The following is a 24,828-nucleotide window of genomic DNA, read 5'->3' on the forward strand; positions in this document are numbered from 1 at the left end:
GTCTGCGTGGGGTGGGAGGTGTCGGGGACTTGGTCACCAGGAGAACGTTGCTCGGCGCGGCCGCGCTGACCGCCGTCGCGGGCGCCGCCACCGCGTGCACCGGCGAGCCGGGCACGCCGCGGCCCACGACCACGAGGCCGGCGGAGCCGGGACCACCGGACTGGCCGGCGCTGCGGGAGAAGCTGCGCGGCGGGCTCGTGCTGCCCGGCGACCAGGGTTACCCGGCCGCCGCGCGCGTCTACAACCCGCTGTTCGACGGGCGCAGGCCGGCCGCGGTCGCGCGCTGCGAGCGGCCGGCGGACGTGCGGGCGTGCGTCGAGGTCGCCGCGGGCTCGCGGATCCCGATCGCCGCGCGCTCGGGCGGGCACAGCTATGCCGGCTACAGCAACGCGGACGGCGCGCTGATCGCCGACCTCAGCCCGATGTCCTCAGTGGACGTACGTGGCGGGACCGCGGTGATCGGCGCCGGGGCGAAGCTGATCGACGTCTACGCCGGGCTCGCGGCGCAGGGGCGCTGCCTGCCGGCCGGGTCGTGCCCGACGGTCGGGATCTCCGGACTGACGCTCGGCGGCGGGATCGGCGTGCTGGCCCGCGAGTACGGGCTCACCTGCGACAAGCTGACCGCCGCGGAGGTGGTCACGGCCGACGGCAAGCTGGTCACGGCGTCGGCGGACGCCGAGCCGGACCTGTTCTGGGCGCTGCGCGGCGGAGGCGGCGGCAACTTCGGGATCGTCACCTCGTTCACGTTCGACGCGCCCGAGGCGGCCGACCTCGTCGTCTTCTCGCTGCGATTCGACGGCGCCGCGGCGGACGTCGTGGCCGCGTGGCAGGAGTGGATCGCCGGCCTGCCGAACGAGATGTGGTCGAACTGCGTGGTGTCCGGCGGGTCGCCGCCGACCGCGCGGGTGGGCGGCTGCTTCGTCGGCACCGAACGGGACTGCGAGCGGCTGCTGGCCGGGTTCGGGCCGGCGGCCTCGTCGCGGGTCGTGTCGACCAAGTCCTATTTGGACGCCATGCGGTACTTCGCCGGCTGCTCGGCGCAGAGCGTCCGGCAGTGCCACGCCGCGGCCGCGGGCGGCAACCTCGGCCGGGAGTCCTTCGTGGCCTCCTCGCGGATCCTCGCCGAGCCCGTCGGCGACACGGCCGCGCTGGTCGGGCTGGTGGACGGGCGGGCGAGGACGGACCTGCTGCTGGACTCGCTGGGCGGCGCGGTGGCCGACGTGGCGCCGGACGCGACCGCGTTCCCGCACCGCACCGCACTCGCGAGCGCGCAGATCTACGCGGGCGCGGAGGCCGGCGGCCAGGCGGCCACGCGCGCGGTGGACGAGGTCCGCGACGGGCTCGGCGAGCTCACCGGGCAGCTGGGCTACGTCAACTACATCGACCCGGACATGCCCGACTGGGCGAGCGCGTACTACGGCGACAACCTCGCCCGCCTGCGCGAGGTCGCCGACCGCTACGACCCGGACGGCGTGTTCGCCTTCGCCCAGGGCCTGACCCAACCTCGCTGACCGTCAGCCGGCAGGCCACACGAAGATGCAGAACGGGTGCCCGGCCGGGTCGGCGTACACGCGCAGCGGTTCCTCGGGATCGTCGCTGGCGTCGTGCAGCAGCTCGCCGCCGAGGCCGAGTACGCGCTGGTGCTGGACGTCCATCTCCTCGACCGACGGCACGGTCATGTCGAGGTGCAGCTGCTGCGGCACCCGGATGTCCGGCCACGTCGCCCGCGGCAGCTCGTCGACGTGCTGGAAGGCGAGCGGCGGGCCGTTGGGGTTCCGCAGCACCAGCCAGTCGCGGGCGCATGCGTCGTCCTCGCCCGGCGGCGGTGGCTCGTGGCCCGGCCGGTACACCAGACTCAGCAGCTGCCGGTAGAACTCGGCCAGCGTTCGGATGTCGGTGCCGTCGAGCACCGTGTGCCGCAGCACGGGCACGCTGTCCGCCACCGCCGTCTCCCCGTCAGAGCTCGAGGCCGGTGAGCACCATGATCCGCTCCTCGGTGAGGTCGTTCATGGCGCTGCGCACGCCCTCGCGCCCGAACCCGGAGCCCTTGACGCCGCCGTAGGGCATCGAGTCCGCGCGGAAGGACGGCACGTCGCCGACTATCACGCCGCCGACCTCCAGCTCCGCGCGAGCCCGGAACGCCACCTGCACGTCCTTGGTGAACACGCCCGCCTGCAGGCCGTACTGCGAGTCGTTGACCTGGGCGAACGCGTCGTCGATGCCGTCGGTGACGGACACGACCAGCACCGGGCCGAAGACCTCCTCGGCCCAGACCTTGGCGTCGTGCGGGACGTCGGAGAGCACGGTCGGGGAGACCGACGCGCCGTCGCGCTTGCCGCCCGCGAGCAGCTTGCCGCCCGCGGACACGGCCTCGTTGACCCACGCCTCCACGCGCTCCGCGGCGGCGTCGTCGACCAGCGGGCCGACCTCGACCTCCGGGTCGTGCGGGTCGCCGGTGCGCAGCGCGTTGACCGCGTCGAGGAGCTTCGGCAGGAACGTCTCGGCCACCGACTTGTCGACCAGGACGCGCTGCACGGCGATGCAGGACTGGCCGGCCTGGTAGTTGCCGAACGTCGCGATCCGCTTGGCCGCGAAGTCGAGGTCCGGCCAGTCCGGGCACACGACCGCGGCGCCGTTGCCGCCGAGCTCGAGCACGACGGTCTTGCGCGGCGCGTTGTCCATGATCGACCAGCCGACCGGACCCGAGCCGGTGAACGACACCACCGGCAGGCGCGGGTCCTTGACCAGCTCGACCGTCTCCTCGTTGCCGACCGTGAGGACCGAGAAGGCGCCCTCGGGGAGGTCGGTCTCGGCGAGCAACTCACCGAGCAGCAGCGCCGAGAGCGGCGTGCGCGGCGCGGGCTTGACCACGATCGGCGCGCCCGCGGCGATGGCCGGGGCCATCTTGTGCGCGACCAGGTTCAGCGGGAAGTTGAACGGCGCGATGCCGAGCACGGGCCCGCGCGGGACCCGGCGCACGACGGCCATCCGGCCCTCGGCGGTGGCGTCGGTGTCGAGGCGCTGCAGCTCCCCGGAGAACCGGCGGGCCTCCTCCGCGGCGATGCGGAACGTCGCGACGCAGCGGTTGACCTCGATGGTCGCCCACTTGAGCGGTTTGCCGTTCTCCGCGGTGATCATCTCCGCGACCTCGTCCGCTCTGGCCGCGATCGAGCGGGACACGTGGTCCAGCGCGGCGGCCCGCACGTGCGCGGGCGTGGTGCGGAACGGGACGATCGCGGCCTCGGCCGCGGCGACCGCGCGCTCGACCTGCTCGGCGGTCGGCACGCAGACGGTCGCGATCTCGTTCCCGTCGTAGGGATGGTGCACGCTGAGCGTCTGGTCGCTCTGCTCCGCGCGGCCGGCCACGTAGACGGGCCGGGGTGTCGGCAGGTGCGGCTCTGTCGCGTTCATGCCCTCCACCGTAGGCCCCCGGGCCCGTGACATGCTTCCCCTGTGACGGAACACCAGCACCGGCCGGTTCTCGTGGTCGACTTCGGGGCGCAGTATGCCCAGCTCATCGCCCGCCGGGTGCGGGAGGCGCAGGTGTACTCCGAGGTCGTGCCGCACACCGCGACGGTCGCCGAGATGCTGGCGCGCGACCCGCTCGCGATCGTGCTCTCCGGCGGGCCGTCGTCGGTCTACGCCGAGGGCGCGCCGGCCGTCGACCCCAAGCTGTTCGCTGCGGGCGTGCCGGTGTTCGGTATCTGCTACGGCTTCCAGGCCATGGCGCAGGCGCTCGGCGGCGAGGTCGCGCACACGGGGACCCGGGAGTACGGCCGCACCGAGCTGGGCGCGGCGGGTGGCGTGCTGCACGCGGACCTGCCGGGCCGGCACCCGGTGTGGATGTCGCACGGCGACAGCGTCACGGGGGCACCGCCCGGGTTCACGGTGACGGCCGGCTCGGACGGCGCGCCGGTGGCGGCGTTCGAGGACACCACGCGGCGGCTCGCGGGCGTGCAGTACCACCCGGAGGTGGCGCACTCCCCGCACGGGCAGGAGGTGCTGCGCCGCTTCCTTCACGACATCGCCGGCATCCGTCCTTCGTGGACGATCGCGTCCATTGTGGACGAACAGGTCGAGCGGATCCGGGCGCAGCTCGGACCTGCCGGCCGGGCGATCTGCGGGCTGTCCGGCGGCGTCGACTCGGCGGTCGCGGCGGCGCTCGTGCAGCGGGCCATCGGCGACAGGCTCACCTGCGTGTTCGTCGACCACGGGCTGCTGCGGGCCGGCGAGCGCGGGCAGGTCGAGCGCGACTACGTCGCGGCGACCGGGGTCAAGCTCGTCACCGTCGACGCGGCGGAGAAGTTCCTCGAGGCGCTCGCGGACGTGACCGACCCGGAGCAGAAGCGCAAGATCATCGGGCGCGAGTTCATCCGCGTGTTCGAGCAGGCCGAGCGCGACCTGAAGGCGGCCGGGGACTACCGGTTCCTCGTGCAGGGCACGCTGTACCCGGACGTCGTCGAGTCCGGCGGCGGCAGCGGGGCGGCGAACATCAAGAGCCACCACAACGTCGGCGGGCTGCCCGACGACCTCTCCTTCGAGCTCGTCGAGCCGCTCCGCGAGCTGTTCAAGGACGAGGTCCGCCGCGTCGGGCTGGAGCTCGGCCTGCCGGAGACGATCGTGCACCGCCAGCCGTTCCCCGGCCCGGGCCTGGGCATCCGGGTCATCGGCGCGGTGACCGCCGCGCGGCTGTCCATCCTGCGCGCGGCCGACACGATCGCGCGGGAGGAGCTGACCGCCGCCGGGCTGGACCGCGACATCTGGCAGTGCCCGGTCGTGCTGCTCGCGGACGTCCACTCGGTCGGCGTGCAGGGTGACTTCCGGACCTACGGCCACCCGGTGGTGCTGCGGCCGGTGTCCTCGGAGGACGCGATGACCGCCGACTGGACCCGGTTCCCCTACGACGTCCTGGAGCGCATCTCGACCCGCATCACGAACGAGGTGCCCGAGGTGAACCGGGTCGTCCTGGACGTCACGTCGAAGCCACCGGGGACGATCGAGTGGGAATGAACGACCGAATGCGATACGGGCCGCCGCCACGCAGGACCGCGGGCGCGGCGGCCTCCTGGCTCGTCGGCCTCTTCGTCGCCGTGCTGCTGGTGCGCGCCATGGTCAACGGCACGCTGTCGTTCGTGGTGGGTGCCGCCGGGGTGCTCCTGCTGGTGGCGTGGGCGGTCGTGTGGTGGCGGTACCGGCGGCGTGGCGTGTACGTCGACGTCGAGCGGATCTGGGTGTGCCGCGTGCTCCGCACGGACTCCGTGCCGCTGGGCGACGTCTCGGTCGTCGACACGATGCCGGCGAAGCCCGACGGCGTGCGCCGGCTGGTCCTGCACCTCGAGGACGGCCGGCACGTCGCCACGCCGCTGCGCGGGTACGCGAGGGGCCACGACGACCCGGCCGGGCCGCTCGGCGTGCTGCCCTCGGCGGGGTTCACCTCGGTGCTGACCGACCTGCAGCGGCGGGTGATGGCCGCGGCATAGGCGGCCACATGCGGCGGAACGGCGAAGGGCGGCCTCCCGGTGGGGAGACCGCCCTCGTGAGCGGGAGGTGCGTCAGCGCTTCCGCCGGCTGCCCCGAAGCGACGAGGCCAGCAGCAGTACGCCGACGAACAGGGCCGCGCCCGTGATCAGCCAGCGGGGGTCGACGTGGGGCAGCCACATGGCGCCGTCGGTCAGGACGTAGCCCGACGCGACCAGCGTGGCCAGGCCCATCACCAGGGTGAACACGTCCGGCCAGCGGCGCCGGGTCTCCGTGTCGGTCGCCTTCTCAGCCACGCTGCACCTCCACGCTTCCGGTGTCGACGTCGACGTTCAGGTCCACCTTGAGGCCACCGGCGCCGTCCGTGCCGTTGTCCTCGACCGTCACCAGGTTGTTGTCCGTCCCCGACTGCTGGCGGCCCAGGCAGTTCACGTCGCCCAGCCCGACGTCGCAGCGCACGTCCACGTCCGCGTCCGGCGGCACGATCACCGTGACGTCGCCCAGGCCCAGGTGGATCCGGGTGTGCACGTCGCCGGAGTCCGGCAGCTTCGTCAGGTCGAGGCTCACCGAGCCGGCCCCGCGCTCGTAGTGCGGCCGCACCTCCGACAGCGACATCGGAGTCGCCCTGATGTCGCCCACGCCGCCGTGCACGCCGTTCGGGAAGATCGTGGTCATCCCGATGCCGACCGCGGCCAGCGGCACCGCCAGCGCGATCAGGCCACGCCCGCCGCGGTGGAACGAGCCGATGACCATGCCGAAGCCGAGCACGGCCAGCACGATGCCGACGATGTGCTGCGGGTTGATCCAGCCGCCGGTCACGGTCGACAGCACGGCCGCGGTGATCAGGCCGACGCCGACGGTCAGCAGGCCGATCCGTGACTTGCGGCGCCGCGGCGCGGGCGGCTCCTCGTCCTCGTCGGTCGGCTGCGGGGTCGGGTCCGGCAGATCCCACGCGAACGGCGCGGCACCCAGCGGGTCCCAGGCCGGCGGCGTGTCCCGCGGCTCCTCGCGGCGCTCGGCTACCGGCGGCGGCTCGTTGGTCAGCGGGTCGACCTGCTCCTCGGGCAGCGGCATCGTGGTACCGGAGCCCCGGGTCGACATCGGTGGGGTCGACATCGGCGTGGCCGGCGTCGGTGCGGCCGTCGGTTCGGGCATCGGCGTGGTCGCCGTGTCCGGCCCGTAGGGATGCGGGCGGCCGAGGTGCCCGCGGTGGTAGTGCAGCAGGTACAGCGCCCCGCCCAGCACGACCACGCTCAGGAACCCCGGGAAGCCCGGGAAGAAGCCGCCGAAGAACCAGCTGATCCCCGGGATCAGGCCCAGGCAGAGCACGATGGTGAACGCGTTCGAGGTGGAGCTGCGGCCGCGGCCGATCAGCGACTCGAACGGCGACACCTCGTCGTCCTGCTCGGGCAGGAAGAGCCAGCCGAGCAGGTAGAGCACGATGCCCGCGCCGCCGTACAGCGATGCGACGACGAACGCGACGCGCACGAGCGTCGGGTCGATCCGGTAGCGGTTCGCGATGCCCGCCGCGACGCCCGCGATCTTGCGCCCCCGCCGCGGCCGTCTGGGCCGGGTCGCCCAGAAGTCCTTGACTGTGTCCTCGACACCGGCCATGCCGGTCTGCTGTGTCCCACTCACGCAAACGAGCATGCGTCCTTCGGCGGTCCGGCACATCAGGGAGCGACCCTGATGTTTGACCCCGGGGTATTTCCCGGATGAACGTGCACGGTGAGCATGTGACGATGGACGGGTGGCAGTACAGGTGGTGACCACGTCGATGCAACCGGACGCGCGGGACGTGGAGCGGAAGAAGGCGAACCCGCCGGCGACCGCCGACGACGTCGTGAAGATGCGCCGCCGGCGCAACGGCCGCGCCGTCGCCGGCGTGGCCGGTGGCATCGCCGACCACCTGGAGATCCGTGTCCTGTGGGTGCGCCTGGCGTTCGCGGTCCTCGCGGCGCTCGGCGGGGCCGGGGTGCTCGCCTACGGCCTGCTCTGGGTCTTCGTGCCGCAGCAGTCGCGCGAGGAGGCGCAGAACCAGGTCGAGAAGGAGGTCTCGCGCAAGGAACGCCAGCAGGCCCGCGGCCTGATCGCGCTGGGCATCGGCCTCGCGATCGGTGCGGGCACGCTGTCCGGCACGCTCAACGGCTGGGTCGCCGGCGGCATCGGCGTCACGCTCGTCGGTATCGCCCTGGTGTGGCGGGAGGCCGACGACTCGACCCGGCGCCGCGCGCGCAGCGGCTTCCTCGGCGCGGTGCTCGGCGACGGCGGGCGCAGCGCGCTGATCCGGGTGCTCGCCGGCGCCGCGCTGGCCGTCGCCGGCATCGTCGTTTTCCTGATCCGCAGCGTGGACCTCGACCAGATGCAGTTCGCGCTGCTGTCCGTGCTCGCCACGCTGATCGGCGTGGCCGTGCTGACCGTGCCGTTCTGGCTGCGGCTGGTCCGCGACCTCGGCGAGGAGCGCCGGGCCCGCATCCGTACCGAGGAGCGCGCGGAGATCGCCGCGCACCTCCACGACTCCGTGCTCCAGACGCTCGCGCTGATCCAGAAGCAGGCCGAGGCGCCGCGCGAGGTGCTGCGGCTCGCGCGCGGGCAGGAGCGGCAGCTGCGGGGCTGGCTGTACGGACCGTCCGGCTACGGTCGCAAGACCGACGGCGCCACCCCCGACGGCGCGGAACCGATGGCGCTCGCCGAGGCCATCGCGCAGGCGTGCGGCGAGGTCGAGGACCAGTTCGCGATCCAGGTCCAGCAGGTCGTGGTCGGCGACTGCGACCTCGACGAGAAGCTGACCGGCCTGGTGTTCGCGGCCCGCGAGGCGGTGGTCAACGCGGCGAAGCACGCGGACGTCTCCGAGGTCAGCGTGTACGCCGAGGTGGAGCCGGACCGGGTGACGATCTTCGTGCGCGACCGGGGCAAGGGGTTCGACGCGAGCGCCGTGCCCGAGGACCGGCATGGCCTCGCCGACTCGATCCGGGGCAGGATGGAGCGCAACGGCGGCGAGGTGCGGCTGCGCACGGCGCCGGGTGAGGGCACCGAGGTGGCGCTGCAGATGCCACGCGCCACGGTCGGGGCCTGAGGCGCAGGCGCACAGAAGGAGATTTCCGTGACTGAGGGCGAGAAGCGGCGGGTTCGCGTGTTCCTGGTCGACGACCACGGCCTGTTCCGCGCCGGGGTGCGCGCCGAGCTGGACTCCATCACCGACGAGGTCGAGGTGGTCGGCGAGGCCGGCACCGTCGGCGAGGCGGTCGCGGGCATCGGGCACCGCAAGCCGGACGTCGTGCTCCTCGACGTGCACATGCCCGACGGCGGCGGCGCCGAGGTCCTGCGCCGCGTGCGCAAGGACGACACCGACGTCGTGTTCCTCGCGCTCTCGGTGTCCGACGCCGCCGAGGACGTGATCGCCGTGATCCGCGCGGGCGCGCGCGGGTACGTCACGAAGACGATCTCCAGCCACGAGCTCGTCCGCGCGATCGTCCGGGTGTCCGAGGGCGACGCGGTGTTCTCGCCGCGGTTGGCGGGTTTCGTCCTGGACGCCTTCGCCGACCGGCCCGGGCAGGCGCCGATCTCCGACCCCGAGCTGGACCTGCTGACCCCGCGCGAGCGCGACGTGCTGCGCCTGCTGGCCCGCGGGTACGCCTACAAGGAGATCGCGGCGGAGCTGTTCATCTCGGTGAAGACGGTGGAGACCCACGTGTCCAGCGTCCTGCGCAAGACGCAGCTGTCGAACCGCTACGAGCTGTCCCGCTGGGCCTCGGACCGCAGGCTCGTCTGAACAGGGCTATTCAGCACTGCCGCAAAGGCGTTCTGCGGAGCTACAGTCAGCGGCCATGCGGAGCTTCCTGGTGGCAGTCCAGGTGATCTTGGTCGTGGCCGGCCTCGGTCTCGGCGGATATGTCGGGTACCGCGCGTTCACGCTCATGGGCAAGGACGACACGGGCCAGCTGCAGTCCTACCTCATCCTCGCCGTGCTGGCGCTCGTCCTGGTGGTCGCGGCCGGCGTCGTGAAGCCCGCCGCGGGCGAGCCGGCGGCGTTGTCGGCACCCCAGCGGCGGGCGCCGGGCCAGCCGCAGTTCCAGGCGCCGGGCGGGTACGGGCGCGGTGGCCCGCACACCGGCCAGCAGCCGCCGATCGGGCCGGGCGGACCGCACACCGGCTCGCAGCCCCCGATCGGCGGGCCGGAGCTGTACGGCGGCCGCACCGAGCAGTACCCGCGCCCCTAGCGCGCGGCCACCGCCGGCACCGGATCCGCTTGCCCGGCCGGGGTCCGGCGGCGCACCCGCGGCGTCGCGACCCGGCGAGGTCGACCATGCCGGCGATGACGCGCGGGCCGAGGTCCTCGCCGAGCACGAGCGCGCCGAGCGGCACCGACACGACCGGCAGCGGGTAGCCGACGGTCGCGGCCGGGCGACCCGCAGCGGCGTCGGTCAGCCGCCGTCGCCGACGCGGACGAAGTTCTCGATCAGCAGCTGGCCGTTCTTCTGGACGAGCGCGAAGGAGGTCGCCTCGCGGGAGGTGCGGCCCGACTTGGTCTTGTAGAGCAGCTCCGCCGCGACGCGGTTGCCCTCCACGTCGGTGTCGAGGACGTCGACGGACTCGATCGTGTTCCAGAAGCGCGTGTAGGTCCGCTTCCCGCGAGACTTCTCCTTGGCCCGGCCGGTGAGCAGGTCGTACGCCTCGTCGGTCTGGTCCGGAAGTAGCGCGTAGTAGTCCCGGACCGCCCGGTCGTAGTCTTCCGCCTGCGGTTCGCGCTGGGACGCCGGAGCCTCCTGCGGGGACGTCTGCCGGGCGTTGTCGCCCGAGCTGTTGTTGCCCGTGTTGGACAGCAGCGTCGCCACCAGGATTCCGACCAGCATGGCCGCGACGATCGCCAGCACGGTCAGCGCGACGGACCGGGCACGGTTGCGTTCGCGGGGCGCGCGGGGTAGCCGCGGCGTCGGGCCGGAGGGCATCGGCTCCCGGTGCAGCGAATTCCCCGGCCCGCTCGGTATCGGCTCGGAGAACGGGTGCACGTCGAGCCGCGTCGCCTCCTTCGGCGGTCCGGCCCACTGGTGCGGCGGCGTCGCCGGGCGGGGCGGTGTCGACGGACCAGTGGGAGCCTGCGGCAGCCGGGCGCCGGCGATGCGGTTGGTCGGCGCGCTGGCCGTGTCCATCACCGGGGCCGGCCGCCCGTCGGCGACCGCCGAGAGGCTGTCCCGCGCCACCACGAGCGACGGCCGCTCGGCCGGGTCCACCCGCAGCAGCTGCATCAGCAACGCGGTGAGCGGGCCGGCGTGCCGCGGCGGGGTGATGTTGCCCGCGGCCACGGCGTACAGCAACGCCAGCGTGTTCTCCGAAAGCCCGAACGGCGAGTGCCCCTCGACGGCCGTGTACAGCGTGGAGCCGAGCGAGAAGACGTCCGCCGCCGGCGTCGGGTCCTGGCCCTTCGCGACCTCGGGCGCGAGGTAGGCCGGCGTGCCGGCGAGCATGCCGGTCGCGGTGACCGTGACGTCACCCGTGGCCCGCGAGATGCCGAAGTCGGTGATCTTGACCGTGCCGTCGTCGGCGAGCAGCACGTTGGCCGGCTTGATGTCGCGGTGCACGATGCCCGCGCCGTGCGCGGCCACCAGCGCCGAGGCGACCTGCGTGCCGATCCGGGCGGCCTCCTGCGGGCTCAGCGTGCCCCGCTCGGAGAGGACCGTCGCCAGGCTCTTGGACGGCAGGTACTCCATGACCAGCCACGGGTCGCCCTCGTGCTCGGCGACGTCGTAGACCGTGATCGCGTTGGGATGCGCGAGCCGCGCCGCGATGCGCCCCTCCCGCATACATCTTCGCCGCGCCTCCTCTGCCTGCGCGTCGGTCAGGCCGGGCTGCAGGAGCAGCTGCTTGATCGCCACGGTCCGATGTAGACGTTCGTCGTGGGCCTGCCACACGATCCCCATCGCGCCGCTGCCCAGCCGCTGGCCGAGCCGGTAGCGGCCCGCGACCACGCCCCCTTCACCCGTCACGACATTCCCCCAGCGCCCTCGATCCCGTCCGCGTCCACTTAGCGCCTCACCCCGCCGCGGCCGTGGTGGTCGTGGCGGTCTCTTGCGGTGGCGGTTCCGAAGTCGGTGGTTGGGTGGTCGTGGTGGTGGTCGTCGTCCTCTTGGTGGTGGTCGTCGTCGGCCGCTCGGTCGTCGTGACCTCTTCCTCCGTGGTCGTGGGTTCCTCTGTGGTCGTGGTCGTCGTGGGGGGCGCTTCCGTCGTGGTCGTGGTCTGGGGCGCCGGGGCCTCGTTGTTCACCGTGGGATCGGTCTGCTCCGGCCGCTGGCCGTCCCGCGTGCCCAGCAGCCAGGCGCCCGCGGCGACCAGCGCCGCGAGCAGCACGCCGGCGAACACGAGCGGCTTGCGGGACCGGGAGGACGGGGGTGGGGCGGCGGGCATCGGGCGGACCGCGCGGGTCCGGTCGTCCGCACCGACCAGCTGGGTGGCCTCGTCCCCGTACTCCCCGAACTCGTCGTACTCGTCGTATCCGTCGTAGTCGTCGTACGAGTTCACCATTCGCGTCGCCGCGTCCCCCGCCACCGGAAAGGCACGGGGCATCGACGGCACGGACGGCGTCTCGCCCGCGGCCACGGCGGCGAGCAGGTCACGTGTCCTGGACGTGGACGGGCGGTCCTCGGGGTCGGTGGCGAGCAGCCACGTCAGCACGCCGGTGAGCGGGCCGGCCTGCAGCGGCGGGTTGATCCGGCCGGCCGCGACCGCGTGCAGCAGCTGCAGCGTGTTCTCGGTCAGCCCGAACGGCGGCTCGCCCTCGACCGCGGCGTAGAGCGTGGAGCCGAGGGAGAACACGTCCGACGCGGGCGTCGGCTCGTTGCCGATCGCCGCCTCGGGCGCGAGGTAGGCGGGCGTGCCGGCGATCATGCCGGTCTTGGTGACGGTGACGTCGTCGGTGGCGCGGGAGATGCCGAAGTCGGTGATCTTCACGGTGCCGTCGTCGCCGAGCAGGATGTTGCCCGGCTTGACGTCGCGGTGCACGATGCCGGCCGCGTGCGCGGCGGCGAGCGCGGCCGCCGACTGCGCGCCGATGCGGGCGACCTCGCGGGCGGGCAGCGGGCCGCGCTCGGCCATCACCATCGCGAGGCTCTTGGAGGGCAGGTACTCCATGATCAGGCAGGGCGCGCCCTGCTCGTCGACCACGTCGAAGACAGCGATCGCGTTTGGATGGTGGAGCTTCGCCGCGATGCGGCCCTCGCGCATGACCCGCTCGACGGCTTCGTGCGCCTCGTCGGGAGGCAGGCCCGGCTGCAGCAGGAGTCGCTTCACCGCGACGGTTCTGTTCAACCGCTCGTCGTGCGCCTGCCAGACGACGCCCATCGCACCGGTGCCGATGCGGTAGACCAGACGGTAGCGCCCGGCTACCAGGCGACCCTCATCGGTCATCGCGCCGAGTCCCTCCCTGCCTGCGGGCCATCGCTCATACCGACTCCGGATGTGATTGGTTACCTGGACCGCGGGTCACAGAAACCTCCCCGGCTGGCGGCGGGCGTGTTCATCGCCACACGTAACGTGGCGGGACCCACGTACGCCGACCCGCACCAGGCTAGGCGCTCACTCTGCGCACACGAATACGGACCACACAGTGCACAACGGGTAGAGAGCTTAGTGGATCAGTTGCGTTGCGCCGAAAGCAGCTCGACATCCACGATCCGGCGCGGCGAGTCGGCGACCGTCAGCAGCTGCTGCAGCTGGATGTGCCGGCCGTCGGCGAGCTGCATGCGGATGATCGCGAGCACGCCGTCCGCGCGCTTCTGCAGTCCCAGCACGTCGACCGAGCGCACGCGTGACCAGGACTCGAGGAACCGGCCGAGCGTCGAGTGCAGCAGCTCGGGGGAGATCAGTCCGAACGCGACAGCCGGGTCGCGCGGCACGGTCTCGTAGAACCGGCGGACGACGTCCAGATCCGACACGGGCGTGGGGGCGGCCGCGCCCGTGTCGGCCGGAGCCGTGGCCGGGGCCGTGGTCGTCGTCGTGGCCGGCGGCGGATTCGCCTCGGCTCGAGGCGCCTGCGTGACCGGGTCGGGCGCGGGCGGCGCCACGGCCTTCGCGCCACCGCGCGTCAGGGTCCGGTCGAGCTCGTCGGGCAGCAGAGCCTGCTCGCCGCTGATCGGCTCGGCCGGGCGGTTCGCCGCCTCGTTCTCGACCTGGCGCTGGTGGGCGATCGTGGACGCGATGCCGACCGCGCCGCACAGGACGGCGGTGGCGACCCCGAGTCCGGTGATCTTCGCGAACTGCGCACCGTGCATCGCGGGCCGCCGGTGCGAGGTCGGCGTCCCGCCGGAGACGATCGGCAGGTCCGCGGTCACGTCGACGTCCCCTTGCGGGGACTCGGGTCTTGCGGCCTGTTTGGTGATCAACTCGGTGACGGAAACCGAGCCGGCACGCACCCGCCGACGCCCGGTCGTCAGACGATCCACTTCTCCAGGCCCTTCGTGCGTCTCGAGTAGGGCCAAATAGGTACCGTGCGCCCCTGTTGGACCGCCAGTAAATCGAAGCGGATCACCCGAACGGGTCTTCGCTAGAACCCAAACTTCACTCGATCGGAGTAATTGACGGCGCAATCGTTCGCGGCGCGTTACCGGCCTGTGGCCGAGCCCCACGGCCTCGACGCCCCGCCGTGATCCTAGGGCCGGTCGACTCAGCCGGCCTGGGTGTCGTCGCTGATCTTCGGGTCGCCGCCCCACGTGAACGTGAGCCGCCGCTGCTCGACGGTCTCCGTGCCGTCCTCGTGGACGATCTTCACGGTGCTCGTCGTCATCGCCTGGTTGCGGTCGATCGCGATGTCCTGGACCTCGACGTGGTCCACGCCCGCGTACCGCGACTGGATGCCCTCCGGCCCCTCGCGCGCCATGCTGCCCGTGCACATGTCGTGCGCCGCCTTCGGGTCCTCGGTCACCAGCGCGAAGTACTGCTCCGTCCGGTCGCCCATCGCCTGCGGGTCCGTCGGCGTGACCGGCCGCGGGCCGACCGTCGTCCGCTGCGGCGACGGTGGCTGGGTCGGTGGCTGGGTCGGTGGCCGGGTCGGTGGCCGCGTCGATGCATCGGCCGGGACGCTCCCCGCCGAGCCCGTCCCGTCGGCCGGCGACCCCGGCCACGGTGCGCCGTGCGTGTGGCTGACCGTGTCCGGGCGCGCGCTGGACGACGAGGTCGCGGACGGCCGGTGGGTGGAAGTCGACACCGCCGTCGCCGTCTCGTCGGCCGGCAGCTCACCCAGCGACTGGGTCGGGAACTCCGGCAGCGCGTCGATCGTGTCGCTCGACGTGGGCGAGCCGACCAGCCGCACGGCTGCGAGCGCGAGCCCGCACACCACCGCCGCCGACGTGCTGACCGCGAACCACGCCGCCTTTCGCCCCGACCGCGGCGGGGTCACCGACGCCGGCACGATGCCGAGGTCGAACTTCCGCAGCCCGCGCGGCAGCGTCTCCGACGTCTCCGACGTCTCCGACATGACGCGCGCGACGGCCGCGTCGGACTCGGGTGAGCGTTGCCGCGGCACCAGCGCCATCGGCGTCGTGTCACCGTCCGCCGGCGGTGGCGGACCCCAGCTGACGCGGGCGTGGGACGGGATGCGGCCTACCTCCGGCGGTCGCACCGCCGGGGTCCAGGCCGAGTTCACGTGGCCCCGCCGGTGCCTGCCATGACGCGGCCCCGGCGTGGGCCAGCCCCCGGTGCTCATGGCCGTGCGACCTCTCTGCTCGCGGATCGTGCCGTGTGCGACGGACCGACCACGAGCTCAGCGGGTGTCGACCAGCTGGAAGATCTCGGCGATCCGCCCTTCGCCGAGGCCCGCGGCCCGGGCGATCGCCCCGAACCCCGCGACCGGTGGGCGTGCGGGTTGCGCGAGTCCGGGAACACCGCGGCGAACACGGCCTCGCCGGACGCGCGGTGGTCGGGAAAAACGGTCGCCGGAGGTGCGGACGCTGTACGTGACGGCGATGCCCGCCGCCGTCCACGTCGCGATCGTGCCTGCGGCACCGGAGTCGAGATCGTGCGGATGTGCGGCCACGACGAGTGCGGACCGCACGTCCTCGAGAGGGGCCGGGTGCTCACGTAGCCCAGAGTATGCGGTTGCTCACTGTGCGAGTTTCGGGGCGTGCACGTCGCACCCACGCCACTCGACCGGGTGATGAGCAGGCTTGGGGGTTACCCGCCGGTGCGGTACCGCTCCTGCGTCGACTGGAGAGCCTTGGTCGCGGCGACGCCCGAGCCGCCGGCGAGCAGGATCGCCAGCACGTCGGCGAACCCGGAGCCGCTGGTCAGGATCCACGCGAGCAGCGCCCCGGCGGTGGTGACGCCGGCGACCGGCCAGCGCGACCGCACGTACTGCGCGACCGGCGCCCCGCTCGCGCCCTTCTTGTTCGCGGCGGAGTTCAGCATCGCGAGGTAACCCGCATGGGCAACGGTGGCCACCACCGCGGCGATGGCGATGATGACGGCGATCAGGTTGAGCATGACTCCAGTGTGCCCGGATCGCCGAGCCCGCGGATCGGTGACAACCCTGAATCTGAGTGTTCTCTCAGCGGCCGAGCGGACCCCGGCCGAGGTTCAGCAGGGCCATCGCCAGCCGCCTGCCCTCCGAGCCGAGCTCGCGGTAGCGCGCGAGCACGTCGATCTCCCGGTTGTAGACGATGCGGGGCCCGCCGGCCGCCATTCTCGCCGCGCCGATCGTCTGGGACACCTCGATCCTGCGCTTGACCAGGCGCAGGATCTCCGCGTCGAGCCAGTCGATCTCCTTGCGCAGTTCGGCGATGTCGGCATCGGCCGGCAGGCTGTGCTGATCGTTCACCGTGTCGTCTCCCGCGGTCGGGGTCGTGGAGGGAGTCGTGGAGGGCATGCTCGTGATCCTCGGTTCTGGTGGAGCCCCGGCCCCGCGCGAAAAGCCCCGGGTCCGATGACTCCGGGGCTTCGCTGTCGTTGTTGGGCGCTACGCCACGACGGGAGCCGGAGTCCGGGTCCCGTAGGAAAACTCGAAGTCGTGGTGCCGCACGTTAGGGATTCTGGCACCACGTCTCGTGAACTGTCCACCCACCCGGCTTGCCGCGGCGTCGATGTCGGTGCGGGCCGGTAACGTTGGAGGCAATGAGCACTCTGTTCGAATTGCCTCCGCAAGCCCCTGCCAAGCCGTCGCGCCGCACGTCGGCCGATCTGCTCGCGGACCTCAACGACCAGCAGCGCCGGGCCGTCCAGCACGCGGGCTCGCCGCTGCTGGTGGTCGCGGGCGCCGGCTCCGGCAAGACGCGGGTGCTCACCAGACGGATCGCGTACCTGCTCGCCGAACGCGACGTGCATCCCGGCCAGATCATGGCGATCACGTTCACCAACAAGGCGGCCGCGGAGATGCGCGAGCGCGTGGTGGAGCTCGTCGGCCGCCGTGCGAACGCGATGTGGGTGTCGACGTTCCACTCCATGTGCGTGCGCGTGCTGCGTCGGGACGCGACGACGCTTGGTATGAAGTCGAGCTTCTCGGTCTACGACGCGGACGACACGCGCCGGCTCGTCACGCTGGTGGCGCGCGATCTCGACCTCGACCCCAAGCGGTACACCGCCCGTGGCCTGGCCGCGCACATCTCGAACCTCAAGAACGAGCTGGTCGGCCCGGGTGAGGCCACCGAGTCCGCGGCCAACGACTTCGAGCGCCGGGCGGCCGAGGTCTACGTCGAGTACCAGCGCCGGCTGGGCCTGGCCAACGCGTTCGACTTCGACGACCTGATCATGCGTACGGTCGAGCTGCTGCAGACCTACCCGGACGTGGCCGAGTACTACCGGCGGCGGTTCCGGCACGTGCTGGTCGACGAGTACCAGGACACCAACCACGCGCAGTACATGCTGGTCCGCGAGCTCGTGGGCACCGGCGAGCACGGCACCGAGCCGGGCGAGTTGTGCGTGGTGGGCGACGCGGACCAGTCGATCTACGCCTTCCGCGGCGCGACCATCCGCAACATCGTCGAGTTCGAGCGCGACTACCCGCAGGCCACGACGATCATGCTGGAGCAGAACTACCGATCCACGCAGACGATCCTGTCCGCGGCCAACGCGGTCATCTCCCGCAACCCGAACCGGCGCGACAAGCGGCTGTGGACCGCGCTCGGCGACGGCGAGAAGATCGTCGGCTACGTCGGCGACAACGACCACGACGAGGCCGCGTTCGTGGCCGGCGAGATCGACCGGCTGATGGACGCCGGGGACGGGCTCACCTACGGCGGCGTCGCGGTCTTCTACCGCACGAACAACCAGTCGCGCGTGTTCGAGGAGATCTTCGTCCGCATGGGGCTGCCGTACCGGGTGGTCGGCGGCGTGCGGTTCTACGAGCGGCGCGAGGTACGCGACGCGCTGGCCTACCTTCGAGTGCTGAACAACCCGGAGGACACGGTCAGCCTGCGGCGGATCCTCAACGTGCCCAAGCGGGGCATCGGCGACCGGGCGGAGGCGTGCGTCGCGACCCATGCCGAGCGCGAGCGGATCTCGTTCAACGCCGCGCTGCGCGACGCGGTCGAGGATCGGGTCCCGATGCTGAACCCGCGCTCCCGCAACGCGATCACGGGTTTCGTGGAGCTTGTCGACGGGCTGCGCGAGCTGATCGACGAAGGGGCCGAGGTCGCCGAGATCCTCGAGGCGGTGCTGGAACGCACCGGTTACCGCGTGGAGCTCGAGGAGAGCGACGACCCGCAGGACGCGACGCGGGTGGAGAACCTGACCGAGCTCGTGACGGTGGCGCGCGAGTTCGCGCACGAGCTGGACGGCGTGGAGGACCCGCCGGAGACCGGCGTCGAGCCGGGCTCGCTGGCCGCGTTCCTGGAGCGGGTGTCGCTGGTGGCCGACGCCGACCAGGTGCCGGACGAGGACGAAGAGAACAGCGGCGTCGTCACGCTGATGACCTTGCACACCGCGAAGGGCCTGGAGTACCCGGTCGTGTTCTGCACGGGCTGGGAGGACGGGATCTTCCCGCACATGCGGGCGCTGGGCGATCCGGTGGAGCTGGCGGAGGAGCGGCGGCTGGCGTACGTCGGCATCACCCGGGCACAGCGGCGGCTGTACCTGTCGCGGGCGATCGTGCGGTCGGCGTGGGGCCAGCCGATGACCAACCCGCCGTCGCGGTTCCTGGACGAGATCCCGGCGGACCTCGTCGACTGGCGGCGCGTCCAGCCGGAACGGTCGGCCCCGAGCGCGCCGACGTCGTGGGGCGCACGCCGGTCGGAGGCGATCCGCTCGCGCGGGACGGCCTCGCCGTTCGGCCCGGCGAAGGGCTGGAAGGACACGCCGGCGCTGTCGCTGGACGTGGGCGACCGGGTCAACCACGACAAGTACGGCATGGGGACAGTCGTGGCCACGGACGGCGTAGGCCCGCGGGCGACGGCCACCATCGACTTCGGCACGTCCGGCACGATCCGGCTGATGCTGATCGGCAGCGTTCCCCTGGTCAAGCTGTAGTTCACAAGATCCTCTGGCTGGTTTCGAACTGGTGTGCGAGAATTGTCGGTGCCATCCGGTGTAATCCACACCGACGGGACGCACCGGTCCCGCACGAGGTCAGAGGGGGTCTCTAGGTGTGGACGAGATGTTGTACCGGGTGTTCGCGGAGACGGTCGGCCGCTACCTGGACGGGGTCGACCGGCTCGGCGAGGAGCCGGCCGGGCGGCCGCTCGCGGTCGAGGCGCGGCGGCTGGTCGCCGCGTGGCGGGCGCTGCTCGAGCTGCACCGTCCCGCGGGGCGCCGGTGTGCGGCGTGCGCGCGCAGAGGTTCGATGTGCAGCGTGTGGCGGGTCGCCAACGCCTACTTCGTCCGGCGGTTGCCGGATGAGGTCAGACGTTGATGCCGTGCTCGGCGAGCCAGGGCAGCGGGTCGATCTTCATGCCGCCCGGCTCCCAGACCTCGAAGTGGAGGTGGGTACCGGTCGACTCTCCGCGGTTGCCCATGCGCGCGATCTGCTCGCCGGCCTTGACGTGCTGACCCTCGTAGACCGAGAAGCTGTCCATGTGGCCGTAGACGGTGATGGTGCCGTCGGCGTGCTGGATGCGGACCCAGAGGCCGAAGCCGCTCGCGGGGCCGGCCTCGATCACGACGCCGTCGGCGGCCGCGACGATCGGGGTGCCGAGCGAGTTGGCGATGTCGATGCCGTAGTGGGTCGTGCCCCACCGGGCGCCGAACGTCGAGGTCAGGCGGCCTTCGGCGGGCCTGACGAACTTGGGCCGGTTCTGCTCGGCCCGGATAGCGGCGAGCTTGGCCGCACGGGCGTTGACGATCCGGTCGCTCGCGGCGATCTTCTGCGCCTCGACCGGGGCGCCCGAGGTCTGGACGTTCGGTTTGGCAACGGTCAGGAAGGAGGGGGCCGCCGCTGAGGAGTCCCCGCCGATGCCGATGGCGGCCGACGCGTTCTTGCTGTCCGCGAGCGGCTGCACGTCGGCGGACTGCTGCTGGTCGTCACCCTTGAGGGTCTGCCCGGCAGTGGCGGCGGCGAACGCACCCATGGCAACCGCGGCGATGACCACACGGCCACGCAACGCGGAGGACGGAGGAGACACCCTGTGTACGCCACGGCCGCGGTTCGGGGTGCGCTCTTCCATCGCGTCTTCGAGCGCGATGCACTCCCACGTCTCGCCGCCGGGTGAGCGGTGTCGAGCCAAGACCTTGCTGCCCTTCCGTCTCGGGGAGTCCTGCCTCGAACGCTTCGCTCGTGGGGTACGAGCTCCACGTGGGCGCCAGGCGGGGGATCCCAGCTGGCCGGCAATTCGGGTTGCCGACCCTGCCCATTTCGTGACCGGACCGTGACAACGGACCGGGGGACAGTAACGAAGGGGAAGCGGTTAGGGCAACTTCCGTGAACCGTGTCGGCCAAACGGGTGGCGCCGAACAAGGACACAACCAGGGAAAATGACCAACTGTGAAGTGAAGTTTACCTTCGCGATGTGATCCAGGTTACTAACCCACCATGTTTAAACCCGCGCCGTTGCTCACCGCCCAAACCCACGTCACGCAGCCACAACCCCCGCGAAGGACCCGAATCGAGAACCCCGCCGCCGCCCAACCGCGCGGGGCGACTCCGCCGTCCTGGTGCGTGCCACGACACTCCCCGCTGATTTCCGTGGCCACGACGTCCCCATCGCGCTGAGCTACGCCTACCGTCCCCGGTCGGGAACCGTCGCGACCTCTGCGATTGCTGCTGGCCACCGCCCAGGCCTTCGCCGCCGGTCAGCCGTCCAGATGCCCCAGCCCGTTGCCCGGCAGCGTTCCTGGCTGACGCCGCTCTGGCTGATGCCGCTCTGGCTGATGCCGCTCTGGCTGACGCCGCTGTGGTTGCGATCGCCGCCCGGTCATGGGCCACCGCCTGGTCATCCGGACCGCCTCCGCAGAGGATCCCAGTCGCCAGGCCGCTGCCGTTCCGGCCGAGTCGCCCTGCCCTCATCTCCGTGGCCGCTCGACCTGCCTCTATCGCCTGACCGCAATCGCTCGGCGGCCATCGCTCCGCGGCAATCGGCGGCTTGGCCGCCGTTGGGCGCTGTCGCCGGCCGTTGGCCGTCGTCGGTCGGCTGCCGCTGCTGGGCGCCGTCGCCGGTAGCTGCCGCTGGCCACTATGGCCTGGTCGCTGTCGCCCGGACTGCCGCCGGATCAGTCGCCATGTCGTCCAACCGCCCAGCCAGCGCCGGCGGCCGCCGCTGATCGTCGCGATGGGACTGTGCCGCTGAAACACCGCCGTGCGCTCACCGCAGCACGCGGCCATTTGGGCGAAAACGCGCCGTGGCTTTCGGGCACCGAGCTTCGTCCGGCGCCGGTCTTGCTAGCGTGCTCGGCAATGACTTCGGGGACCCGATCGCCGCGTGGGCGGGTGGACAGGCGGCAGGCCGGCACCCGCCAGTTCGAGCAGGCCGAACGGCTCGGCTGGGCCGACGCACCGCCGCAACTACGCCTTGCGCTGGGACTTTCCGCTCTCGGCGCGGTGCTTCTCATCGCCGGTCCGGAGGTGGGCGTCGTCCAGGACGCGCCCGCGCGCGGGTTCGCCAGCACCGCCCTGCTCGCGATCCTCGCCGCCGCACCACCGCTCGCCGCGGTCGTGCTGATCACGGCCGGACGCGCGCTCACCGCCGCCGGCGTGCTGACCGGCACCGCCCTGCTCGCGCCCGGCCGGGCGCTCGTCGACCTGCAGGTCGTGCAGGACGGGCTCACCGTCTCGCGCCCGGAGCTGTTCGTTCCCACGAGCCTCGCCGCGCTCGCGCCCGCCGCCGGGCTCTGGCTGCTCGTCGGCGGCCACGTCGCCACCGGCGTCGCCGGGCTGCTCGCCGCCGGCCGCGGGGGCGCCGCGCCCGACTCGGCCTACGCGCTCGAGCTCGACGCCGGCCCCACGTCCGAGAAGACGCGCGGCCGCGCCATGGGCTGGTCCCTCGCCCTCGCGACCATCGCGGCGGTCGGGCTCGTCATGCCGCCCTTCCGCTCCACCAACGCCTTCCTCCCCGGCCACGACCTGATCGACAGCCCGCTCCTCGCCCGCGTCGGACTGCTGCTCGTCTGCGCCGCGGTCATCGGCGGCTGCGTGTTCGCGGCCGGCTCGGCACGCCCGGCGGTCGCGCGCGGCGTCGTGCTCGGCGTTCTCCTCGCGACGGCCGGCGTGGCGCTGCCGCAGCTCGTCGCGGGCCTCGCGGTCGACCGGCTCAGCCCGGACCTCGGCCCCTACCTCGCGCTGGCCCCGCTCGCCCTGCTCACGATCCTGATCTTCGTGCTCCGCGGCACGACGCCGCCGCAGGACGACGAGGACGACACCGAGCTCCAGCTCGAGGAGGGCCGCGTCCACCTCGTCACCGGCGTCCTCGGCATCCTCGCCGGCGTGGCCGCGGTCATCGGCGCGGTCGGCCCGCAGCTCGTCGTCGACGGGCTCAACGAACCGGAGAGCTACGCGAACCGCCAGCTCATCCCGGTCGGCATCCTCGTCGCCGTGCTCGGCGCGACTCTCCTGACCAACCGGTGGGCCGCCCCGGTCCGCCCGGCCTTCGTCGTCAGCCTCGGCGCCGTCGTGCTCGTCGTCGCCGCGACGCTCGACTCCGCGTTCACCGGCGCCGGCATCAGCGAGACCGTCCACATCGGCGCCGGCGTCTGGTTCGCCGCTGCCGCCGTCCTCATCGCGGCCGCCGCCGCGGTCAGCGCCGCGATCGCCGGCAGCGCCGAGCGCGATGACGTCGACCTGACCGAACGCAACACCCACCTGTCCGTCGCCGCCCCCGCCGGCGCGGCGATCCTGTTCAGCATCGGCGCGTTCGGCTTCCCGATGATCACCGCGCCCGACTTCGTGGCGCCCGGCATCTGGTCGCAGTTCCGCCTCGCCTCGTGGGGGCTCGTCATCGCGATGGCCGTCGTCATCGCGGCCGGCGCGCTCGCCACCGTCGCCCGCCCGCACCGCGCCACCGCGCTGCTGCTGGGTGCCGCGGCGGTCGTCGGCGTGCACGCGCTCGAGTACCCCATGACGAGCGACCGCACGGCCGACGCCGGAGTCGGCTCCGGCACCTGGTTCGCGCTCGCCGCGTGCGTGGCCTTCCTCGCCGCGGCCGGCGTCGCGCTCGCGGGACCGGCACCGCACGAGGAGCCCGCGGCCAAGGAACCCGAGGCGCCGCAACAGGAACGCACGCCGAGCCGGCCGGTCGGCAAGCGCGGCCGCAGGGCGTGAGGGACCTCACCGGACGCCGCGCGCCGGGCGTCCACGCACGTCGCTAGGGTCTTCTACCGTGCCGAACCCACCGCGGCACGCAGTCGTAGATCAGGAGAGGCGTCGAGTGGATCTGTACGAGTACCAGGCCAAGGACCTCTTCGGGGCCCACGGTGTACCGGTGTTGCCGGGGAAGGTGGCCGACACCCCCGACGATGCCCGCGCGATCGCCGAGGAGCTCGGCCAGACCGTCGTCGTCAAGGCGCAGGTCAAGACCGGCGGCCGCGGCAAGGCCGGCGGCGTGAAGCTGGCCGACGACCCGGACGACACCCGGGCGAAGGCCGAAGCCATCCTCGGGCTGGACATCAAGGGGCACGTCGTGCGCCGGGTGCTCGTCACGCCGGCGTCGGACATCGCCGAGGAGTACTACTTCTCCTTCCTCCTCGATCGCGCCAACCGCACGTTCCTGGCGATGGCGTCGGCCGAGGGCGGCATGGAGATCGAGCAGCTCGCGGTCGAGCGCCCGGAGGCGCTGGCGAAGATCCACGTCGACGCGCTCGCGGGCGTGGACCTGGCCAAGGCGCGGGAGATCGTGACCGCGGCCAAGTACCCGGAGGCCATCGCCGAGCAGGCGGCCGAGGTCGTGGTGAAGCTGTGGGAGACGTTCGTGGCCGAGGACGCCACGCTCGTCGAGGTGAACCCGCTGGTCCGCGACCCGCAGGACAAGATCGTCGCGCTGGACGGCAAGGTCACGCTCGACGACAACGCGAGCTTCCGCCACCCCGGGCACGCCGACCTGGTCGACATCGCCGCCGAGGACCCGCTGGAGGCCGCGGCGAAGGCCAAGGACCTCAACTACGTCAAGCTGGACGGTCAGGTCGGCATCATCGGCAACGGTGCGGGCCTCGTGATGTCCACTTTGGACGTGGTGGCGTACGCGGGGGAGGAGTTCGGCGGCGTGAAGCCCGCGAACTTCCTCGACATCGGTGGTGGCGCGTCGGCCGAGGTGATGGCCAACGGGCTGGAGATCATCCTCTCCGACCGGGACGTGCGCAGCGTGTTCGTCAACGTCTTCGGCGGCATCACCGCCTGCGACGCGGTCGCGAACGGCATCGTGCAGGCCTTCCAGCTGCTCGACAGCCGCGGCGACACGGTGAGCAAGCCGATCGTGGTCCGGCTGGACGGCAACAACGCCGAGGAGGGCCGCCGCATCCTCACCGAGGCCGCGCTTCCCGGCCTGGAGCAGGTCGACACCATGGACAACGCGGCACGCAAGGCCGCCGAGCTTGCCGCACAGGGGGCGTGAGATGGCGATCTTCCTCAACGAGGACAGCAAGATCATCGTGCAGGGCATGACGGGCGCGGAGGGCACCAAGCACACCCGCCGCATGCTCAAGTCCGGCGCGAACGTCGTCGGTGGCGTCACGCCCGGCAAGGGCGGGCAGAGCGCCGACTTCTCCGACGTCAAGGAGGGTCTGACGCTGCCGGTGTTCAACTCCGTCGGCGACGCCATGTCGGCCACGGGGGCGGACGTCACGGTCGTGTTCGTGCCGCCGAAGTTCGCCAAGAGCGCCGTCGTCGAGGCGATCGACGCCGGCATCGGGCTCGCGGTCGTGATCACCGAGGGCATCCCGGTGCACGACACCGCGAGCTTCTGGGCGCACGCCTGCGCGACCGGCAACAAGACGCGCATCGTGGGCCCGAAC

At 72.4% G+C, this 24,828-nt stretch carries 22 protein-coding genes and 1 pseudogene; 11 read left to right on the forward strand and 12 right to left on the reverse strand.

The genetic code is table 11. The features are described from left to right. Nucleotides 1-29: 29 nt before the first annotated feature. Nucleotides 30-1,511 (forward strand): FAD-binding oxidoreductase, encoded by a 1,482-nt coding sequence (locus tag VH969_RS29495; protein ID WP_331980169.1) that lies wholly within the window; start codon nt 30-32, stop codon nt 1,509-1,511. Between the two features lie 3 nt (nt 1,512-1,514). Here the strand turns inward: VH969_RS29495 and VH969_RS29500 are convergent, their stop codons facing one another. Beyond that, nucleotides 1,515-1,943, reverse strand: a complete 429-nt coding sequence (locus VH969_RS29500) for a VOC family protein (RefSeq protein ID WP_331980171.1) — start codon at nt 1,941-1,943, stop codon at nt 1,515-1,517. A 13-nt stretch (nt 1,944-1,956) separates the two neighbouring features. Beyond that, the gene (locus VH969_RS29505; RefSeq protein ID WP_331980173.1) at nt 1,957-3,411 is read right to left on the reverse strand and encodes an aldehyde dehydrogenase family protein; all 1,455 of its coding nucleotides are present in this window, start codon (nt 3,409-3,411) and stop codon (nt 1,957-1,959) included. A gap of 42 nt (nt 3,412-3,453) precedes the next feature. Here VH969_RS29505 and guaA point away from each other — a divergent pair, with 42 nt between their 5' ends. After that, nucleotides 3,454-5,010, forward strand: coding sequence for a glutamine-hydrolyzing GMP synthase (guaA, locus tag VH969_RS29510; RefSeq protein ID WP_331980175.1), 1,557 nt, complete (start codon nt 3,454-3,456; stop codon nt 5,008-5,010). Continuing rightward, on the forward strand, nt 5,007-5,480 hold the full coding sequence (locus tag VH969_RS29515) for a hypothetical protein (RefSeq protein WP_331980177.1): 474 nt from the start codon (nt 5,007-5,009) through the stop codon (nt 5,478-5,480). Before guaA ends, VH969_RS29515 begins: the two co-directional genes overlap by 4 nt. 72 nt (nt 5,481-5,552) lie before the next feature. On the opposite strand, the gene VH969_RS29520 is transcribed toward VH969_RS29515, so the two are convergent. Together VH969_RS29520 and VH969_RS29525 are read right to left on the reverse strand one after the other, a co-directional pair. After that, nucleotides 5,553-5,774 carry a hypothetical protein gene (locus tag VH969_RS29520; protein WP_331980179.1) on the reverse strand — a complete coding sequence of 74 codons (222 nt, stop codon included), beginning with the start codon at nt 5,772-5,774 and terminating at the stop codon, nt 5,553-5,555. After that, nucleotides 5,767-7,116, reverse strand: a complete 1,350-nt coding sequence (locus tag VH969_RS29525; protein WP_331980181.1) for a PspC domain-containing protein — start codon at nt 7,114-7,116, stop codon at nt 5,767-5,769. Before VH969_RS29525 ends, VH969_RS29520 begins: the two co-directional genes overlap by 8 nt. A gap of 139 nt (nt 7,117-7,255) precedes the next feature. On the opposite strand from VH969_RS29525, the gene VH969_RS29530 reads away from it, so the two are divergent. Genes VH969_RS29530 through VH969_RS29540 form a run of 3 tightly spaced genes read left to right on the forward strand, consistent with a single transcriptional unit; the run spans nt 7,256 to nt 9,698 of the window. Next, nucleotides 7,256-8,554 carry an ATP-binding protein gene (locus tag VH969_RS29530; protein WP_414638635.1) on the forward strand — a complete coding sequence of 433 codons (1,299 nt, stop codon included), beginning with the start codon at nt 7,256-7,258 and terminating at the stop codon, nt 8,552-8,554. A gap of 27 nt (nt 8,555-8,581) precedes the next feature. Next, nucleotides 8,582-9,250, forward strand: a complete 669-nt coding sequence (locus tag VH969_RS29535) for a response regulator (protein WP_331980183.1) — start codon at nt 8,582-8,584, stop codon at nt 9,248-9,250. A gap of 55 nt (nt 9,251-9,305) precedes the next feature. Beyond that, a complete protein-coding gene (locus tag VH969_RS29540; RefSeq protein ID WP_331980185.1) occupies nt 9,306-9,698 on the forward strand; it encodes a hypothetical protein in 393 nt (130 codons plus the stop codon). Between the two features lie 204 nt (nt 9,699-9,902). Here the strand turns inward: VH969_RS29540 and VH969_RS29545 are convergent, their stop codons facing one another. The 7 genes from VH969_RS29545 to VH969_RS29575 all read right to left on the reverse strand — a co-directional run bounded on the left by VH969_RS29545 (nt 9,903) and on the right by VH969_RS29575 (nt 16,282). Then, on the reverse strand, nt 9,903-11,462 hold the full coding sequence (locus tag VH969_RS29545; RefSeq protein ID WP_331980187.1) for a serine/threonine-protein kinase: 1,560 nt from the start codon (nt 11,460-11,462) through the stop codon (nt 9,903-9,905). 46 nt (nt 11,463-11,508) lie between these two features. Continuing rightward, on the reverse strand, nt 11,509-12,879 hold the full coding sequence (locus VH969_RS29550; protein ID WP_331980189.1) for a serine/threonine-protein kinase: 1,371 nt from the start codon (nt 12,877-12,879) through the stop codon (nt 11,509-11,511). Between the two features lie 227 nt (nt 12,880-13,106). Beyond that, on the reverse strand, nt 13,107-13,853 hold the full coding sequence (locus tag VH969_RS29555) for a hypothetical protein (RefSeq protein WP_331980191.1): 747 nt from the start codon (nt 13,851-13,853) through the stop codon (nt 13,107-13,109). 281 nt (nt 13,854-14,134) lie between these two features. Further along, complete coding sequence (locus VH969_RS29560) at nt 14,135-15,172, reverse strand: hypothetical protein (RefSeq protein ID WP_331980193.1); 1,038 nt, start codon at nt 15,170-15,172, stop codon at nt 14,135-14,137. Between the two features lie 57 nt (nt 15,173-15,229). Next, complete coding sequence (locus tag VH969_RS29565) at nt 15,230-15,520, reverse strand: hypothetical protein (protein ID WP_331980195.1); 291 nt, start codon at nt 15,518-15,520, stop codon at nt 15,230-15,232. A 119-nt stretch (nt 15,521-15,639) separates the two neighbouring features. After that, entirely contained in the window at nt 15,640-15,948 is a 309-nt protein-coding gene (locus VH969_RS29570) for a hypothetical protein (protein ID WP_331980197.1), read from the reverse strand. Between the two features lie 64 nt (nt 15,949-16,012). Beyond that, complete coding sequence (locus VH969_RS29575; protein WP_331980199.1) at nt 16,013-16,282, reverse strand: chorismate mutase; 270 nt, start codon at nt 16,280-16,282, stop codon at nt 16,013-16,015. Nucleotides 16,283-16,575: 293 nt separating this feature from the next. Between VH969_RS29575 and pcrA the strand changes: the two genes are divergently transcribed. Both pcrA and VH969_RS29585 read left to right on the forward strand, forming a co-directional pair. Next, nucleotides 16,576-18,924 (forward strand): DNA helicase PcrA, encoded by a 2,349-nt coding sequence (gene pcrA, locus VH969_RS29580; protein WP_331980201.1) that lies wholly within the window; start codon nt 16,576-16,578, stop codon nt 18,922-18,924. A gap of 118 nt (nt 18,925-19,042) precedes the next feature. Further along, complete coding sequence (locus VH969_RS29585) at nt 19,043-19,306, forward strand: hypothetical protein (protein ID WP_331980202.1); 264 nt, start codon at nt 19,043-19,045, stop codon at nt 19,304-19,306. Here VH969_RS29585 and VH969_RS29590 read toward each other — a convergent pair. Beyond that, nucleotides 19,296-19,982, reverse strand: coding sequence for a M23 family metallopeptidase (locus VH969_RS29590; protein WP_331980204.1), 687 nt, complete (start codon nt 19,980-19,982; stop codon nt 19,296-19,298). The two genes, VH969_RS29585 and VH969_RS29590, sit on opposite strands and share 11 nt — an antisense overlap. Before the next feature lie 1,334 nt (nt 19,983-21,316). On the opposite strand from VH969_RS29590, the gene VH969_RS29595 reads away from it, so the two are divergent. From VH969_RS29595 to VH969_RS29605, 3 genes and pseudogenes are all read left to right on the forward strand, one after another. After that, nucleotides 21,317-23,143, forward strand: coding sequence for a hypothetical protein (locus tag VH969_RS29595; RefSeq protein ID WP_331980206.1), 1,827 nt, complete (start codon nt 21,317-21,319; stop codon nt 23,141-23,143). A 106-nt stretch (nt 23,144-23,249) separates the two neighbouring features. Further along, a complete protein-coding gene (gene sucC, locus VH969_RS29600; RefSeq protein WP_331980209.1) occupies nt 23,250-24,428 on the forward strand; it encodes an ADP-forming succinate--CoA ligase subunit beta in 1,179 nt (392 codons plus the stop codon). A 1-nt stretch (nt 24,429) separates the two neighbouring features. Further along, nucleotides 24,430-24,828, forward strand: a pseudogene (locus tag VH969_RS29605) (succinate--CoA ligase subunit alpha); the annotation flags it as partial.

Origin of the sequence: Actinophytocola sp. (assembly GCF_036555685.1) — a bacterium.
Taxonomy (GTDB): Bacteria; Actinomycetota; Actinomycetes; order Mycobacteriales; family Pseudonocardiaceae; genus Actinophytocola.

Coding starts and splice junctions, on each gene's coding strand:
- VH969_RS29505 (WP_331980173.1), bottom strand. CDS start 3,411: ATGAACGCGACAGAGCCGCACCTGCCGACACCCCGGCCCGTCTACGTG.
- VH969_RS29515 (WP_331980177.1), top strand. CDS start 5,007: ATGAACGACCGAATGCGATACGGGCCGCCGCCACGCAGGACCGCGGGC.
- VH969_RS29530 (WP_414638635.1), top strand. CDS start 7,256: ATGCAACCGGACGCGCGGGACGTGGAGCGGAAGAAGGCGAACCCGCCG.
- VH969_RS29540 (WP_331980185.1), top strand. CDS start 9,306: ATGCGGAGCTTCCTGGTGGCAGTCCAGGTGATCTTGGTCGTGGCCGGC.
- VH969_RS29550 (WP_331980189.1), bottom strand. CDS start 12,879: ATGACCGATGAGGGTCGCCTGGTAGCCGGGCGCTACCGTCTGGTCTAC.
- VH969_RS29560 (WP_331980193.1), bottom strand. CDS start 15,172: ATGAGCACCGGGGGCTGGCCCACGCCGGGGCCGCGTCATGGCAGGCAC.
- VH969_RS29570 (WP_331980197.1), bottom strand. CDS start 15,948: ATGCTCAACCTGATCGCCGTCATCATCGCCATCGCCGCGGTGGTGGCC.
- pcrA (WP_331980201.1), top strand. CDS start 16,576: ATGAGCACTCTGTTCGAATTGCCTCCGCAAGCCCCTGCCAAGCCGTCG.